This is a genomic window from Glycocaulis abyssi, from assembly GCF_041429775.1.
GTDB classification, from domain to species: Bacteria; Pseudomonadota; Alphaproteobacteria; order Caulobacterales; family Maricaulaceae; genus Glycocaulis; species Glycocaulis abyssi.
This window is the reverse complement of record NZ_CP163421.1, coordinates 2,800,675-2,814,829: the sequence shown is the minus strand read 5'-3', so window position 1 is coordinate 2,814,829 and position 14,155 is coordinate 2,800,675. Positions and strand designations below refer to the sequence as shown.

The window sequence follows — 14,155 nt, the reverse complement described above, 5'->3', positions numbered from 1 at the left end:
CGCTAATCATTGCGCCAGAACATCCACCACGGATCGGGTTCGGGCTGGTGAATGCCCAGCCAGTCGCGCACCTGCAAAATGGCGGGCGACAGCCTTTCCCATGCCGGGACATGGCTAATTATCCACGCATCGGCCGCCGGCCAGAACACCGATAGCAGGAAGGCGCCAAGAAAAATCGTGACCACAATGGTCAGGATTGGTTTGAGAATATCCCCGATAAATTTGAACAGACCGCCCATAAGGACCTCCCCCTGTGTATCTATCCACCCTAGCCGGATCGTAGCTGAATGGGGAGTGAAAGCTTGGCGAACCGCAAGCGCTTTGCCTTGGCCCGGCCGCCCTGCTAGCGTCCAGCGCTGATCCACCGACCCGCCAAGCTGCGTAGAAAGCCTTATGACCCAGACGCTTGCCGCTTCCAGCCCTGCGCCCTTTACCCACCCGGACATCACCGCGAAGGGCGAAATGCGCGCGAGCGTTACGTTTGACAGATTGCAGACGCTCTGGGTGCTGACCGGCACGCTGTGCAACATCGCCTGTGCCAACTGCTATATCGAAAGCTCGCCGGATAATGACCGGCTTGTCTACATCACCCCCGACGAGCTGGAGCCCTATCTGGACGAGGTGGACGCGCTGGTCCCGGGGCCTATAGAGATCGGCTTTACCGGGGGAGAACCCTTCCTCAATCCCCATATGGCGGGGCTTGCCGAAGCGGCGCTGAAACGCGGCCACCGCGTCCTCATCCTTACCAACGCCATGCGGCCCATGATGCGCCCGCGCGTGCAGGAACAATTGCTGGATTTACAGGCCCGCTATCCGGGGCAGATAACCCTTCGCATCAGCCTCGATCACTACACGCCTGAGGTACACGATACTGAGCGCGGAGCGGGTGGTTTTGCCGCGACGCTTGAGGGCATTAACTGGCTGAGCAAAAACAAATTTTTGCTTGCGCTGGCAGGCCGTCAGATGACCGATGAAACCATGGCACAGGCACGCGCGGGCTACGCCGCCCTGATCGCGGCGCACAGGTGGGATATTGATGCGGCCAATCCGGCTGAGATGGTGATCTTCCCGGAGATGGATCCGGCGGGTTCACCGCCGGAAATCACCGTCGATTGCTGGGGTATCCTCAATAAAAATCCGGCCGAGATCATGTGCGCGTCCAGCCGCATGATCATCAAGCGCCGGGGGGCGGAAAAGCCTGCCGTGGTCGCCTGCACCCTCCTGCCCTATGACCCGCAATTTGAACTGGCGCAGACCCTCACAGAGAGCCTGAAGCCGGTGAAGCTGAACCATAAATTCTGCGCGCAGTTCTGCGTGCTCGGCGGGGCCCGCTGTTCGGCCTAGGGCCACTTAAGCCTTGAAATGCTTGCCGAGTTTCAGACCCTGACCCTGATAGTTGGAGCCGTTTGCGCCATAGGCCGAACCGATTTTTCCCGCCATCGGCTCATGGACCAGACGGGCCACGGCCTGACCGTGTTCCAGGATGAAGGGCACGTCGCGCCCCCTCACCTCCAGCACCGCCTTTGCCGGTGCGCCAAGGCCGAAACCGGGGTCGAAAAACCCGGCATAGTGGGCGCGGAACTCCCCTATTTCCGGCGCAATGGGCGCCATCTCGGCGGCGTCCTCCAAGGGGATCTCCACCGCCTCGCGTGAAGCCAGTATGTAGAACTCCCCCGGATCGAGCACGATCTGTCCCTTAGGGGCATATAGCGGTTCCCAGAAATCGAGCGCGGCATGCGCGCCAATCCGGCTCAAATCCACCAGCGGGCTGTGGCGCTTGGCGCGCCAGCCGACAGGCGCGTTGCCCGCCGCCTGCAGATCGACGCTAAGCACCTGGGAAAGCCCGGCTTTGAGCGCCCCCCGGCGCAGCCGCACCTGCACCAGACGGTCGCCGGGGCGGGCAAGGATGGAAAAGGTGCGCGGGGATATTTCCACCCAGAGCGGGCCGGAATAGCCCGCTGGCAGCTGATCGAACGCCGCTGCATTATTCCCGATGACACGGGTAAAGACATCCAGCCGGCCGGTGGAGCTTTTCGGGTTCATCGCCGCGCTCAAATCGCCCGGCAAGGAGAGGCTTTCCATCAGCGGGACAAGATAGACGCAGCCCGTCTCCAGCACGGCCCCGCCGGTCAGCGCGATCTCGTGTATGACAATACCGGAGGCCAGACAGTCATCCACACTGCGCGCCGGGCCGGGCAGGAAGCTCGCCCGGAGACGGTAAGCCTTTGTTCCAAGACGCAGATCAAGGCTTGCAGGCTGTATCTGGCCATCCTCTATGCCCGGCGCGGCAATGGCTCCGGAGGAGACCAGAGCGGCAAGGTCGAGATCGGTCAGGATACCGGGCTTGGACATGGGAAAGGCGCGACTCACCAAGAGGGATAGAGGGCGCACCGTTCCGCATGGCGGCAGGGTTTGCAATGGCGCTGGCAGGCATACCTGCGCGAAACCCCTTGAGCGTCAGCACCAAGAGGTGTCTCATCCTGTCCAGAGGAGTTTCATACCGCCATGTACATGCTGGAGACCGAAGGCGTTATCATCCGTGTCGAGCCGGATTATCTGGAAACAGAATCCGAGCCGGACGAGAACCGCTATATCTGGTCCTATACCGTCGAGATTGAAAATTCGGGCGCTGCTCCGGTGCAGCTGATGACGCGCGAATGGCGGATAACCGATGCCAAGGGCCGCACCCGCGTGGTCAAGGGCGAGGGGGTCATCGGGGAAAAGCCGGTTATCGCCCCGGGAGAATGCTTCCGCTATACATCGGGCGCGCCCCTGCCCACGCCGTCGGGCTTTATGAGCGGCCAGTACGAGATGCGCCGGGCGGACGGAGCCATGTTCAATGCCGCCATTCCCTCCTTTGCGCTGGACAGCCCCTTCATGCCGGCCACGCTGCATTAGGCTGACGCGCCGAAAGGCTGCCGCGTGAGCATCTATACCCGCACTGTCATCTTCATTCTGGGCGTGCTGCTGGCGGCGCTCGGCGCGGCCATGCTGGTGCCGGCCATTATCGATCTCAATGTGGATGCAGAGTCGGCGCATGCCTTTTTCGGCTCGGCGGTGCTGTGCGGATTTGTCGGCGGCATCATGGCGCTGATGGGCCGCGGGGACGGGTTCGACCTTGATGCCAGAGGCGCGATCCTGGTGACATCCGGCTCATGGATTGTGCTGGGTCTGGCCGCATCTATCCCGCTGCATCTGGCCGGTATCGGCATGAGCTGGACCGACGCCATTTTTGAGTCCGTCTCCGGTATCACCACCACAGGCGCAACCGTGCTGACCGGCCTGCAGGACCTGCCCGCAGGCGTATTGATCTGGCGCGCCATCCTGCAATGGATTGGCGGCATAGGCATCATCGTCACGGCGATGGCTATCTGGCCGGTTCTGGGCATTGGCGGCATGCAGCTTTTCCGGCTGGAAAGCTCTGACAAGGTGGACAAGGCGCTGCCGCGCGCGGGCGAGATCGCGGGCGCTGTCGGTCTGATCTATCTGGTGCTGACCTTTGCCTGTTTTATCGCCTATGGCTTTGCCGGGATGAACGCGTTTGACGCAGCGGCCCACGCCATGACGACGGTGGCGACGGGCGGATTTTCAACCAGCGACGCCTCGATCGGCGCGTGGGCCCATGAGGGCGCAGATCTCGTGGCACTGGTCTTCATGATATTGTCGGCCCTGCCCTTCCTGGTCTTCCTGCGCGCCGTTCAGGGCCGCCCGGACCGGGTGCTCAACGATCCACAGGTGCGTGCCTTCCTGATCCTGGTGTTTGTCGCCTGCGCGAGCCTGACACTGCTCCTGCTGGTCAATGATGTGGACACTGGCGAGTTGCCCGCCTGGCGGGCGGCCGCCGTCAACGCCGTCTCGGTGATGACCGGCACCGGCTATGGCAGCGCGGATTTCGCCAGCTGGGGCACCATGCCCGTCATGGTCTTCTTCATCCTGATGTTCGCAGGCGGATGCGCAGGTTCCAGCACCTGCTCGATCAAGGTGTTCCGTCACCAGATCGCGGCTTCCGCCATGCTGACCTATCTGCACCGCTATGCCCGCCCGCGTGCAGTGCGCTCGGTGCATTACGATGGCAAGCCGGTGCCCGAAGCGACCGTGCGCTCGGTGCTCGGCTTTGTGTTCCTGTTTTTCGGCGCGTTTGCGGTATCGGCGATCCTGTTGTCCCTGATCGGGCTGGACCCGGTGACGGCGCTGTCAGGCGCGGCCACAACGATTGCCAATGTCGGCCCCGGCCTTGGCGACATCATAGGCCCGGCGGGCAATTTCCAGCCTTTGCCCGATGCCGCCAAATGGGTGATGAGCTTCACCATGCTGGTCGGCCGGCTGGAGGTGCTGACCATGCTGGCCCTGTTCACACCCGCCTTCTGGCGCAGCTAGCCCGCTGCGTCGATCTCAGCCTCGCTGAAACGCCAGTCGCGATTGCAATACTCGCACGTCATCACAACGGCGCCGTCCTTGACCATCTCGTCACGATCCTCTGCCGGGAAACCCGCAAGGATGCGCGCCAGCCGCTCACGCTCGCACGTACAGCGCTTCAACACAGGCTTTGAGGGCTGTAGCCGAACGCCGTCCTCATGGAAGAGCCGGTAGAGCAGGCGGCCGGATGACACGCCGGGATCCAGCAGCTCATCGTCTTCAACCGTATCGAACAGCACCTGCGCGTCGGCGAAGGCATGCGCATCATGGCCGCGCGCATCATCACCGGCAATGCGCTGCAATATCGCGCCGCCCGCCCGCCAGCGCGTCTTGCCGCCAGCGATCATTTCCTGTCCAACCGCCAGGCGGATGCGGGTCGGCACCTGTTCGGACTGAGCGAAATAATGCTCCGCACACGCGGCAAGCGTCGGGCCGTCCAGCGCCACAACGCCCTGATAGCGCTCCATATCGGAGCCCTGATCGATGGTCATGGCGAAGGCACCCGAACCCAGCAGGCGTTCGGCTCCGGGGCGCGGGCCATGCTCGGCCTCCAGCGCGGCCACACGGTCTGCGTCATAGCGGGCGAAGCCGCGCACGCCCTCGCCTACGGCATAGTCGGCCACAACAAAGCTGACGGCGCCCTCGCCGCCCAGCCCGCCGGGATTGGAGTTGGCGCCGCTGGCCTGCACGATCAGGCGGCCTTCAAATTTCAGGGAGTCCCCGATCAGCACCGCCAGCAATACCGCCTCGCCCAGCAGGGCTGCGACGGCCACGGGCAGATCATGCGCGGAGAGGATTTCGTCCACGACCGGGCCGAGCCGGACCACACGGCCCGATACGGGCCGTTTCTCCAGCTGGAAAGCGGCTACAATGTCATCCGTCCGGCCCAGAGCATCCGGGCCGGAGCCAAGCGTGTTCTCGTCCATGCTGCGCCTTGCGTGTTTTCGCCTAGCCCTGTTCCAGCGCGGCGAGGGCCTTGTCCAGCGCCTCTACCGCCTGACGGGCGTGAGCTTCCTCAATGATAAGCGGCGGAGCCATCCGGGCCACATTATCACCCGCCGCACCGATCAGCAGATGGTGATCGCGCGCGTGCTTTGCCAGTGTCTTGTTCACATAGCCCGTTTTCAGCTTCAGACCGACCAGAAGACCCTTGCCACGCACCTCTTCAACCTTGGCCGAATGGGTATCGGCCAGGCCATGCAGCTGCTGGTGCAGGAAATTGGACACGTCCACGACGTGCTCCATGAAGCCCGGCGCAGTCAGCTCATCATAGACGACATTGCCGACGGCCATCGCCAGCGGGTTGCCGCCAAAAGTGGAGCCATGCGTGCCGACCACCATGTGGGCGCCAGCCGCCTCTGTCGTCAGGCAGGCCCCCATCGGAAAACCGCCACCAACCCCCTTGGCAACGGCCATGATGTCGGGCGCGGCGCTGCCCGCCCATTCATGGGCCCACAGCTTGCCGGTGCGCCCTGCCCCGCACTGCACCTCGTCATAGATCAGCAACAGGCCATGCTCGTCGCACAGCTCGCGAAGTCCGCGCAGGCACACATCCGGCAAAGCGCGCACGCCGCCTTCGCCCTGAACGGGCTCGACAAGGATGGCGGCTGTTTCTTCGGTGATGGCGGCCTTTACGGCGTCGTGATCGCCAAAGGCAATTGGGTCAAACCCCTCCATGCGCGGCCCGAAGCCTTCCAGATAGGCCGGATTGCCGCCCGCATTGATGCCGCCATAGGTGCGGCCATGGAAGGCGCCGGTGAAGGTGATGATGCGGTAGCGGTCGGGGCGTCCGTTGACGAAGTGATAGTGGCGCGCGGTCTTGATCGCGCACTCGATCGCCTCGGTGCCTGAATTGGTGAAGAAGACGCGGTCGGCAAAGCTGTTCTGGCAGTATTTCGCCGCCAGCTCATGCTGTCCCGGCACGGTGAACATGTTGGAGGTGTGCCAGAGCTTTTCAGCCTGGCTTTTAAGGGCAGCCACGGCCTTGGGATGGGCATGGCCCAGCGCGTTCACCGCAATACCGGAGATGAAGTCGAGATACTTCTCGCCACTGCGCTCGATCAGGAAGACGCCTTCACCGCGCTCGAATATCTGCGAGGGCGGGGCATAGGTGTCAAAAAGCGGGGTGGGCATATACGTGTCTCCGGCAAAAATAGTGAAGGATACCTAGGTTCTCAGCCGCCAGCCGGACCGCAATACGCCATAGCAGGCGACAAGAAGCGCGGCATTGATGACCAGCGTCACCACAACGCCAATGGCGATATTGCCGTCGGCATACCCGATGAAGCCGTAGCGGAACCCGTCAATCAGATAGAAGAACGGGTTGGCGTGACTGATCGTCTGGAAGGGCTCGGGCAGGATCGAGATCGAATAGAACGTGCCCGACAGGAAGGTCAGCGGCATGATGATGAAATTGGTGATGACCGCGAGGTGATCGAACTTCTCCGCCCACACCCCGGCAATCACGCCCGCCATCCCCAGCATGGCCGCCGCGCCGACGCCAAAGAACACGATCGCCCACACATGGGACACCGGCACGGACGCAAACGGCATGATGACCAGCGCAGAGGCAGCCGCGACCATCACGCCGCGCGTTATGGCACCGCCAATGAAGGCCGCCGCCAGCTCGCCCGCAGATAGAGGCGGCATCAGGAAATCGACCGTATTGCCCTGCACCTTGGCCACGATCAGCGAGGAGGATGAGTTTGCAAACGCGTTGTTCAAAAGCCCCATCATCACCAGGCCGGGGGCCAGAAAGACCACAAAGGGCAGCCCGCCCGGCGCCTCGCGCGTGACCCCGATGGCCAGCGAAAACACCATCATGTAGAGCAGGGTCGTGGCGACCGGGGCGGCGACCGTCTGGAAGCTGACCTTCAGGAAGCGGCGCACTTCCTTCTTGTAGAGCGTCCACAGGCCCAGCCAGTTGATGGCGCCAATCGGGCGTGGCTGCGGCGGTACCGGCCCGGCAAGGCTGGTCTTCACCGCATCGCTCTGGCTGGACGTGTCTGGCATGACCGGACCCTTTTCGCCTCGTTCTGGCTGATTGCCCGAAACCCTCTAGCACGGTCTGGCAGCGCGATGCGAGTGCACAACACGGAAGTTTTCCACGTCCGAATCAGCGCCGCATCTTGTGCTATGAGAACCCGCCGATACTGTATTTCGTGTCAGACCCCAAGATATAGGGTGTTGCGGCCTGGCCGCCATCAATCCCTTGGGGTCCAATACTGTAGCGTATAAGGCGAGGAGCGCACCGCCATGGCATGGACAGACGAACGGGTGGAAACCCTGAAAAAACTGTGGGCAGACGGTCTGAGCGCCAGCCAGATCGCCAAACAGCTTGGCGGGGTAACCCGCAACGCCGTGATCGGCAAGGTGCACCGCCTTGGCCTGTCCGGCCGGGCTGCACCCTCGCGCCCGACCCGGCGTGTGGCTGCGCCCAAGCTGGCACCAAGGCCACGTACGGCCTCCACTCCATCGCAGGCAAATGCGAAAGCCAAGACGGCCAATGGCAGCGAGCCAGCCATTGTGCGCGCTCCGGCGCCCACGCCCGTCCCAGTGGAGCCGCATGTCCTGCCATCTGGCGATTACGCCACCGTGCTTACCTTGCGCGAAGGCATGTGCAAATGGCCGGTCGGCGACCCGGCCGATGCGTCTTTCCGCTTCTGCGGCCACAAGACCACACCGGGTCAGGCGTATTGCGAAGCCCATTCGCAAATGGCCTACCAGCCGCAGGCCAAACGCAAGCGCAAGCCGGCCGAAGATGCCCGCGCGGTGCTCGACAGCCTGGCATCCGGGCGGCGGGCGAATTTCTAGGGCCCGATCCTTCTGACGATAAAAAAGCCCGGCTCGACGAGCCGGGCTTTTTCGTCACGGCCTGGCGGCCGGACCTATTCCGCGTTCAGTGCATAGCCTGCGGAGCGGACGGTGCGGATCGGATCGGTTTCATGCCCGTTATTGAGCGCCTTGCGCAGACGGCCCACATGCACATCGACCGTGCGCGCCTCCACATAGACATCCGAACCCCACACCGCATCAAGCAATTGCTCGCGCGAGAAAACGCGCCCCGGATGCTGCATGAAATAGTCGAGCAGGCGGAACTCGGTCGGACCCAGATGGATATCGCGCCCGGCGCGTGAGACGCGGTGCGCCACCCGGTCAATCGAGATCTCGCCGACCACCACCTTGTCATCGGCAAGGCCCGGACGGATACGGCGAAGGATTGCGCGAACGCGGGCAAACAGCTCATTCATCAGGAACGGCTTGATGATGTAATCGTCCGCGCCGGTATCAAGGCCGCGGATACGGTCGGCTTCCTCGCCGCGCGCTGTCAGCATGATGATCGGGATATTGCGCGTCTCCTGTCGCCCGCGCAGGCGGCGGCACACCTCGATGCCCGATACTTTCGGCAGCATCCAGTCCAGAAGGATGATGTCGGGCTGGCGTTCGTCGACGAGGATCATCGCCTCCTCGCCATCGGCTGCCACAGTGACGCGGAAACCTTCCTTCTTCAGATTGTACTGAAGCAGTTCGGCCAGCGCATCTTCATCCTCAACGACCAGAACATGCGGTTGCATGGCAGTGTTCCCTAGCTTGCGCCGCTTTCAAGCGGCGTGCCCTTGGGCCGTTCGGCCGTAAGCTCGCTGCCCGTAACGGCATAGTGAACCAGCTCGGCGATATTGGTGGCGTGATCGCCCACCCGCTCGAGATTTTTGGCAATGAAGAGAAGGTGCGTACCCGGGCCGATCAGCTGGGGGTCTTCTGCCATGCAGGTCAGAAGCTCGCGGAAGAGCGCATTATAATGCTCATCGACATCATCATCGCGTTCCCAGACACCGACCGCGCCGGCAATCTCGCCGCTCACATAGGCGTCGAGCACTTCATGCAGATGGCGCTGGACGAGACGGCCCATGCGTTCGACAGACTTGGTGAGCGCCAGCGGCTCCGCCTCGTTGAGCGCACGCGTGCGCCGGGCGATGTTCTTGGCCAGATCACCGACGCGTTCCAAGTCTGCCGATATCTTCAGCGCCGCGATGCAGACGCGCAAATCCCACGCCAGAGGCTGGCGCAAGGCCAGAAGGCGAATGATCTGCCGCTCCACATCGCGCTGCAGCACATCGATGCGCTTGTCACGTTCTGCGACTTCAAGGGCGAGATCGCTGTCGCGGGTGATGATGGCGTCAATCGCATCGGAGATCATGCTTTCTGCGAGCCCGCCCATGGTCGCAACGGCGGCGGAAAGCTGTTCGAGCTCCTCGGAGAAGGCTTTGACGATGTGATGACCCTGCTGTGCCGGGCTATTCATGGCGATTACCTTTTTGCGGAGCAAAAGCGCTCCATGGTCAGGCGGCCGGCTGCTTATCCGAAGCGGCCGGTAATATAGTCCTGCGTGCGGCGGTCACGCGGGTTGGTAAAGATCTCCTCGGTCGGTCCGTATTCCACCAGATGACCGAGATGGAAGAAGGCCGTCATCTGTGACACCCGCGCGGCCTGCGCCATGGAGTGGGTGACGATGATGAGGCAGTAATTCTCCCGCAGCTCGTCAATCAGCTCTTCAATGCGCGCGGTCGCGATGGGATCGAGCGCCGAGCAGGGCTCGTCCATCAGGATCACTTCCGGGTTGACCGCGATGGCGCGGGCAATGACCAGACGCTGCTGCTGGCCGCCGGAGAGCGAGTTTCCGGGCTGGTCCAGCCGGTCTGCCACCTCATCCCACAGACCTGCCTTTTTGAGCGAGGTTTCGACAATCGCGTCCAGCTCATCCTTGCCCGAAGCAAGCCCGTGAATACGCGGCCCATAGGCGACATTGTCATAAATGCTTTTCGGGAAGGGGTTTGGCTTCTGGAACACCATGCCCACCCGCGCACGCAGCAGGACAGGATCAACGCCGCGATCATTTATCTCTTCGCCGTCGATCCGGATCGAGCCGTGAACCCGCGCCGTGTCGATCGTGTCATTCATCCGGTTGATGCAACGCAGGAAAGTCGACTTGCCACAGCCCGACGGGCCGATAAACGCCGTTACCGAGCGGTCGCGAATGTCCAGATTGATGCCGTGAAGCGCCTGTTTCTCGGCATAGAACACCTCTACGCCCGAAGCGGCCACCTTCACGGGATGGCTGCTCTCGGCGGGGTGGTAGACTGTCTTGCCGGTGTGCGTGGGGGCAGCAGAATCTGCCATCTCACCATCTCCGTTCGAAACGGCGGCGCAGAATGATTGCAACCGCATTGAAAATGATCATCAGCGTCAGCAGCACCAGAATGGCGGCGGCTGTACGCATCTCGAAAGCGCGCTCGGATGCGCCCGACCACAGGAAGACCTGAACCGGCATCACCGTCGAAGGCTGGGTAAGCCCTGACAGGCCAAGCGAAGGCGCATCGGCCACAAAGGCTACCATGCCGATCATCAGGAGGGGCGCGGTCTCGCCCAGCGCCTGCGCCAGCCCGATGATCGAGCCTGTCAGTATGCCCGGCATGGCGAGCGGCAGAACGTGCTGGAACACCGCCTGGGTGCGCGATGCGCCAACGCCCAGCGCCGCTTCCCGGATGGAGGGCGGCACAGCCCGCAGCGCTGCGCGCGAGGAAATGATTACGGTAGGCAATGTCATCAGCGCCAGCACGAAGCCCCCGACCAGAGGCGCGGAGCGCGGCATGCCGAACGTGTTGATGAACACCGCCAGACCCAGCAGGCCGAACACGATGGACGGCACGGCAGCCAGATTATTGATATTGACCTCGATAAAGCCCGTCAGCCGGTTCTTCGGCGCGAACTCTTCCAGATAGATGGCCGTGCCAACACCAATCGGCACTGCCAGCAGCATGGTGACCAGCATGGTCAGCACCGAGCCGATAAAGGCGCCCATCACGCCGGCCAGCTCAGGCTCGCGGCTGTCGGCATTGAGGAACAGATTGGTGTTGAAGCGGCGCTCCACCATGCCGCGCTCTTCAAGCGTGCGGGCGTAGACCGCCTGCTGATCGGTAATGCGCCGGCCCGCCGCCGGTGTCTCGATGACCCACTCGCTCCAGCTGCCGGACGCCTCTGCGCTTTCCAGCGGCAGGAGAACCCGGCCCTCGGCCTCGCGGCCATCGGGTGTCAGGGCGGAAACGGCAACCACTCCGCCATTGACGCGGATCAGGAGGCTCGCCGTGCGCGGGCCGAGCACGATCCGCGATTCAGGATCGATCACGGCGTCAAACCGCGCCGCTTCATCGCGCGCACGCCGGGCGGCCGCGAGCCCCGCTTCACGCGCATCGCGGCTGGCCGCGTTTGCCGCTTCGGCTTCCAGACGCGCAGCGCGGGTCAGCAACACCTCACGCTCGGAGACGGCCTGCTGACGGATGCGCGCAATGGCGTTGGCAAAGGCAGGCGTATCCGATGACAGGGCGACACTGCCGGACACACTGTCAGCTTCGATCGTGCCGCTACCCGCCGAAATATGCTCATCGACCGTAATGCCCTTCAGATAGAGGTCGACTTCGTGATTGGCGGGCATGGTGACATTGATCGTGGTGTCGACCAGTGACGGATCGGCAATCACACGGCGCATGACCGACGCGGCATTCAGCCCGCTATAGAGCCCGAACAGCTCGCGCAGATCGCTGCGCGAAGAGGCGGCCGGAAACTCCGACTGCACGGCGCGCTGGATGAGCTGGTTATAGCTGCCCCGGCGCAGCGAGGCTTCGCTCATATCGCCGCGCGGGTCGGCAATCGTCCGCTCAAGCGTTACCGGCAGGGTGATGACATAATTGGTGAAAGCGCCGCTTGCCTGCAGCGTGATGGTACCCAGAAGCACACCCAGAAAAATGATGGCAAGCGCGATTGCGCCCACGCCAAAGGCGCGGAACCGGCCTTCGGCACGGTGCCGGCGCGCGAGCCGTTGGCGGACCGCTTCGGCTATCGCTGGGCGGGGGGCGTCAGTCATACTTTTCCCGATAGCTCTGCACCACGCGCAGCGCGATGATGTTGAGGATCAAGGTGAGCACGAACAGGACCAGACCCAGCGCAAAGGCGGAGAGCGTCTTGGGACTGTTGAACTCCTGGTCACCGGTCAGAAGCGTGACGATCTGGACGGTGATGGTCGTCACCGATTCCAGCGGGTTGGCCGTCAGATTGGCCGCCTGACCTGCGGCCATCACCACGATCATGGTCTCGCCCACCGCGCGCGATACCGCCAGCAGCAGTGCGCCGACAATACCTGGTAGCGCTGCTGGAAAAACGACGTGACGGATGGTTTCAGACTTGGTCGCGCCCATCGCATAGGCACCGTCGCGCAAGGACTGCGGCACGGCGTTGATGACGTCATCGGACAGCGAGGACACGAACGGGATAATCATCACGCCCATCACCAGACCCGCCGACAGGGCGCTCTGCGTCACCGCATCCTCATAGCCGAGGAACAGCGCAAAATCGCGCAGGAGCGGCCCCACGGTCAGCAAGGCAAAGAAGCCGTAGACCACGGTGGGAACGCCTGCGAGGACCTCCAGCACGGGCTTGGCCCATGCCCGCACCCCGCTATCGGCGTATTCCGACAGGTATATCGCGGCAAACAGGCCGACCGGCGCTGCGACCATCATGGCAATCAGGGTGATGAGGGCCGTACCGGCAAACAGCGGCACCGCGCCGAACGAGCCGGACTGGCCGATCTGGCCGGGCCGGATGGCGGTCTGCGGGCTCCATTGCGTACCGAACAGGAAGTCGAACACCCGCCAGTCGATGGAGGCAAAGAAGCGCAGGCTTTCAAACAGCAGCGAAAAGACGATGCCCAGCGTCGTCAGGATTGCGATCAGAGAGGCGAGCGCCAGCGCCGCTGAGATGACCCATTCAACGCGGTTACGCGCCCGGAACCGCGGCGCCAGATGGGTGCGGGCAAAGACCAGACCCGCCAGAGCCAGCGCCAGCGCGCCAAGGCTTGCACCCCACAAAATACCTGAATGAACCGGGCGCAGCGCATCGGCAACGGCGCGCAGCTCCGGCGTGTCACGGCTCGCCAAGCCATCACCAAAGGCCAGCGCGCGCGCATCGGCGAGAAAGACCTCGCGCTCCTGAACAGGCAGACGCGAGAACTCGAACCCGGCGCGGGCCAGCGCGTGGTCATCTGCTTCCGGCACAGCCTGCAGGATGTCACCGGCGATCAAATCCTCGCGGGCATTACGGGTAAAGCGCGCATCGTCCTGTGCGAACTGAAGCTCATCCTGACGCGCGCGCAAGGCCGCCACGGCGCCGGACTGCACGCCTTCAGCGGCAATCACCGCCTCGGCCTCATCGCGAAGCACTGCCATTTCGCCGTCAAGCCGGGCAATCTCAGCAACCGCGTCAGACCAGACTTCATCGCTGGCCAGAGCCAGCTCGTAGCGCGCCTGCAGCGGCTCGGCAGCCCGCTCCATCTGGCCAAGCACAATCGTGTTGACGAGCATCGTGCCGGCCAGAGCGTAGGCAGCGAGGAAGGTAAAGCCCGGCAGACCCGCCCACAGCGCCACGTAATAGCCGTGATAGCTGGGCAGCGAGTGGAGGCGCTTATCGTCCTTTTCGGCAAGCGCAAACGCACGGCTGCGCCCGGCAAGAAAGCCGGTGGCCGTGAGCACAAGCAGCGCGAGTGCCGTAATAAGGGACAATTGCATCTATGACCTCGTCCGGCAGACGCATTGCTGCCCCGCCTGCCGGTTAGCGGCGCAAACTGGCGCGGATCGATCACCCAAATATGACGGTTGGATTACAGTTTTGCGACAGCGCCGGGCGCAACCGG

The 14,155-nt window shown here is 63.2% G+C and carries 13 protein-coding genes and 1 pseudogene; 4 read left to right on the top strand and 10 right to left on the bottom strand.

Annotated elements, in window-relative coordinates; all coding sequences use genetic code 11:
* Positions 1 to 2: 2 nt before the first annotated feature.
* Positions 3 to 239 carry a hypothetical protein gene (locus tag AB6B38_RS13675; protein ID WP_371393479.1) on the bottom strand — a complete coding sequence of 79 codons (237 nt, stop codon included), beginning with the start codon at positions 237 to 239 and terminating at the stop codon, positions 3 to 5.
* Positions 240 to 393: 154 nt separating this feature from the next.
* Between AB6B38_RS13675 and AB6B38_RS13670 the strand changes: the two genes are divergently transcribed.
* A complete protein-coding gene (locus tag AB6B38_RS13670) occupies positions 394 to 1,344 on the top strand; it encodes a radical SAM protein (RefSeq protein WP_371393477.1) in 951 nt (316 codons plus the stop codon).
* A 6-nt stretch (positions 1,345 to 1,350) separates the two neighbouring features.
* On the opposite strand, the gene AB6B38_RS13665 is transcribed toward AB6B38_RS13670, so the two are convergent.
* Positions 1,351 to 2,352: a 2'-deoxycytidine 5'-triphosphate deaminase domain-containing protein gene (locus tag AB6B38_RS13665; RefSeq protein WP_371393475.1), complete on the bottom strand. Its 1,002-nt coding sequence runs from the start codon at positions 2,350 to 2,352 to the stop codon at positions 1,351 to 1,353.
* A 153-nt stretch (positions 2,353 to 2,505) separates the two neighbouring features.
* On the opposite strand from AB6B38_RS13665, the gene apaG reads away from it, so the two are divergent.
* Entirely contained in the window at positions 2,506 to 2,898 is a 393-nt protein-coding gene (gene apaG, locus AB6B38_RS13660) for a Co2+/Mg2+ efflux protein ApaG (protein ID WP_371393473.1), read from the top strand.
* A 24-nt stretch (positions 2,899 to 2,922) separates the two neighbouring features.
* A complete protein-coding gene (locus tag AB6B38_RS13655) occupies positions 2,923 to 4,377 on the top strand; it encodes a TrkH family potassium uptake protein (RefSeq protein ID WP_371393471.1) in 1,455 nt (484 codons plus the stop codon).
* Here AB6B38_RS13655 and AB6B38_RS13650 read toward each other — a convergent pair.
* Genes AB6B38_RS13650 through AB6B38_RS13640 form a run of 3 tightly spaced genes read right to left on the bottom strand, consistent with a single transcriptional unit; the run spans position 4,374 to position 7,428 of the window.
* Complete coding sequence (locus tag AB6B38_RS13650; protein WP_371393470.1) at positions 4,374 to 5,342, bottom strand: Hsp33 family molecular chaperone; 969 nt, start codon at positions 5,340 to 5,342, stop codon at positions 4,374 to 4,376. The genes AB6B38_RS13655 and AB6B38_RS13650 overlap by 4 nt on opposite strands.
* Before the next feature lie 22 nt (positions 5,343 to 5,364).
* Positions 5,365 to 6,549 carry an aspartate aminotransferase family protein gene (locus tag AB6B38_RS13645; RefSeq protein WP_371393469.1) on the bottom strand — a complete coding sequence of 395 codons (1,185 nt, stop codon included), beginning with the start codon at positions 6,547 to 6,549 and terminating at the stop codon, positions 5,365 to 5,367.
* Between the two features lie 33 nt (positions 6,550 to 6,582).
* Positions 6,583 to 7,428 carry an ABC transporter permease gene (locus AB6B38_RS13640; RefSeq protein WP_371393467.1) on the bottom strand — a complete coding sequence of 282 codons (846 nt, stop codon included), beginning with the start codon at positions 7,426 to 7,428 and terminating at the stop codon, positions 6,583 to 6,585.
* A 243-nt stretch (positions 7,429 to 7,671) separates the two neighbouring features.
* On the opposite strand from AB6B38_RS13640, the gene AB6B38_RS13635 reads away from it, so the two are divergent.
* A complete protein-coding gene (locus tag AB6B38_RS13635) occupies positions 7,672 to 8,229 on the top strand; it encodes a GcrA family cell cycle regulator (RefSeq protein ID WP_371393465.1) in 558 nt (185 codons plus the stop codon).
* Positions 8,230 to 8,303: 74 nt separating this feature from the next.
* Here the strand turns inward: AB6B38_RS13635 and phoB are convergent, their stop codons facing one another.
* From phoB to pstC, 5 genes and pseudogenes are all read right to left on the bottom strand, one after another.
* Positions 8,304 to 8,990 (bottom strand): phosphate regulon transcriptional regulator PhoB, encoded by a 687-nt coding sequence (gene phoB, locus AB6B38_RS13630; RefSeq protein WP_371393463.1) that lies wholly within the window; start codon positions 8,988 to 8,990, stop codon positions 8,304 to 8,306.
* Between the two features lie 11 nt (positions 8,991 to 9,001).
* Positions 9,002 to 9,718, bottom strand: coding sequence for a phosphate signaling complex protein PhoU (gene phoU, locus AB6B38_RS13625; protein ID WP_371393461.1), 717 nt, complete (start codon positions 9,716 to 9,718; stop codon positions 9,002 to 9,004).
* 53 nt (positions 9,719 to 9,771) lie between these two features.
* Positions 9,772 to 10,601: pseudogene (gene pstB / locus AB6B38_RS13620) on the bottom strand (phosphate ABC transporter ATP-binding protein PstB).
* Positions 10,595 to 12,334: a phosphate ABC transporter permease PstA gene (pstA, locus tag AB6B38_RS13615; RefSeq protein ID WP_371393459.1), complete on the bottom strand. Its 1,740-nt coding sequence runs from the start codon at positions 12,332 to 12,334 to the stop codon at positions 10,595 to 10,597. Before pstA ends, pstB begins: the two are co-directional and overlap by 7 nt.
* Entirely contained in the window at positions 12,327 to 14,030 is a 1,704-nt protein-coding gene (pstC, locus tag AB6B38_RS13610; protein ID WP_371393458.1) for a phosphate ABC transporter permease subunit PstC, read from the bottom strand. Before pstC ends, pstA begins: the two co-directional genes overlap by 8 nt.
* Between the last annotated feature and the right edge of the window lie 125 nt (positions 14,031 to 14,155).

What these genes read in the sequence shown, in the direction of transcription:
- AB6B38_RS13675 (WP_371393479.1), bottom strand. Translation starts at nt 239, where the DNA reads ATGGGCGGTCTGTTCAAATTTATCGGGGATATTCTCAAACCAATCCTG.
- AB6B38_RS13670 (WP_371393477.1), top strand. Translation starts at nt 394, where the DNA reads ATGACCCAGACGCTTGCCGCTTCCAGCCCTGCGCCCTTTACCCACCCG.
- AB6B38_RS13665 (WP_371393475.1), bottom strand. Translation starts at nt 2,352, where the DNA reads ATGTCCAAGCCCGGTATCCTGACCGATCTCGACCTTGCCGCTCTGGTC.
- apaG (WP_371393473.1), top strand. Translation starts at nt 2,506, where the DNA reads ATGTACATGCTGGAGACCGAAGGCGTTATCATCCGTGTCGAGCCGGAT.
- AB6B38_RS13650 (WP_371393470.1), bottom strand. Translation starts at nt 5,342, where the DNA reads ATGGACGAGAACACGCTTGGCTCCGGCCCGGATGCTCTGGGCCGGACG.
- AB6B38_RS13645 (WP_371393469.1), bottom strand. Translation starts at nt 6,549, where the DNA reads ATGCCCACCCCGCTTTTTGACACCTATGCCCCGCCCTCGCAGATATTC.
- AB6B38_RS13640 (WP_371393467.1), bottom strand. Translation starts at nt 7,428, where the DNA reads ATGCCAGACACGTCCAGCCAGAGCGATGCGGTGAAGACCAGCCTTGCC.
- AB6B38_RS13635 (WP_371393465.1), top strand. Translation starts at nt 7,672, where the DNA reads ATGGCATGGACAGACGAACGGGTGGAAACCCTGAAAAAACTGTGGGCA.
- phoB (WP_371393463.1), bottom strand. Translation starts at nt 8,990, where the DNA reads ATGCAACCGCATGTTCTGGTCGTTGAGGATGAAGATGCGCTGGCCGAA.
- phoU (WP_371393461.1), bottom strand. Translation starts at nt 9,718, where the DNA reads ATGAATAGCCCGGCACAGCAGGGTCATCACATCGTCAAAGCCTTCTCC.
- pstA (WP_371393459.1), bottom strand. Translation starts at nt 12,334, where the DNA reads ATGACTGACGCCCCCCGCCCAGCGATAGCCGAAGCGGTCCGCCAACGG.
- pstC (WP_371393458.1), bottom strand. Translation starts at nt 14,030, where the DNA reads ATGCAATTGTCCCTTATTACGGCACTCGCGCTGCTTGTGCTCACGGCC.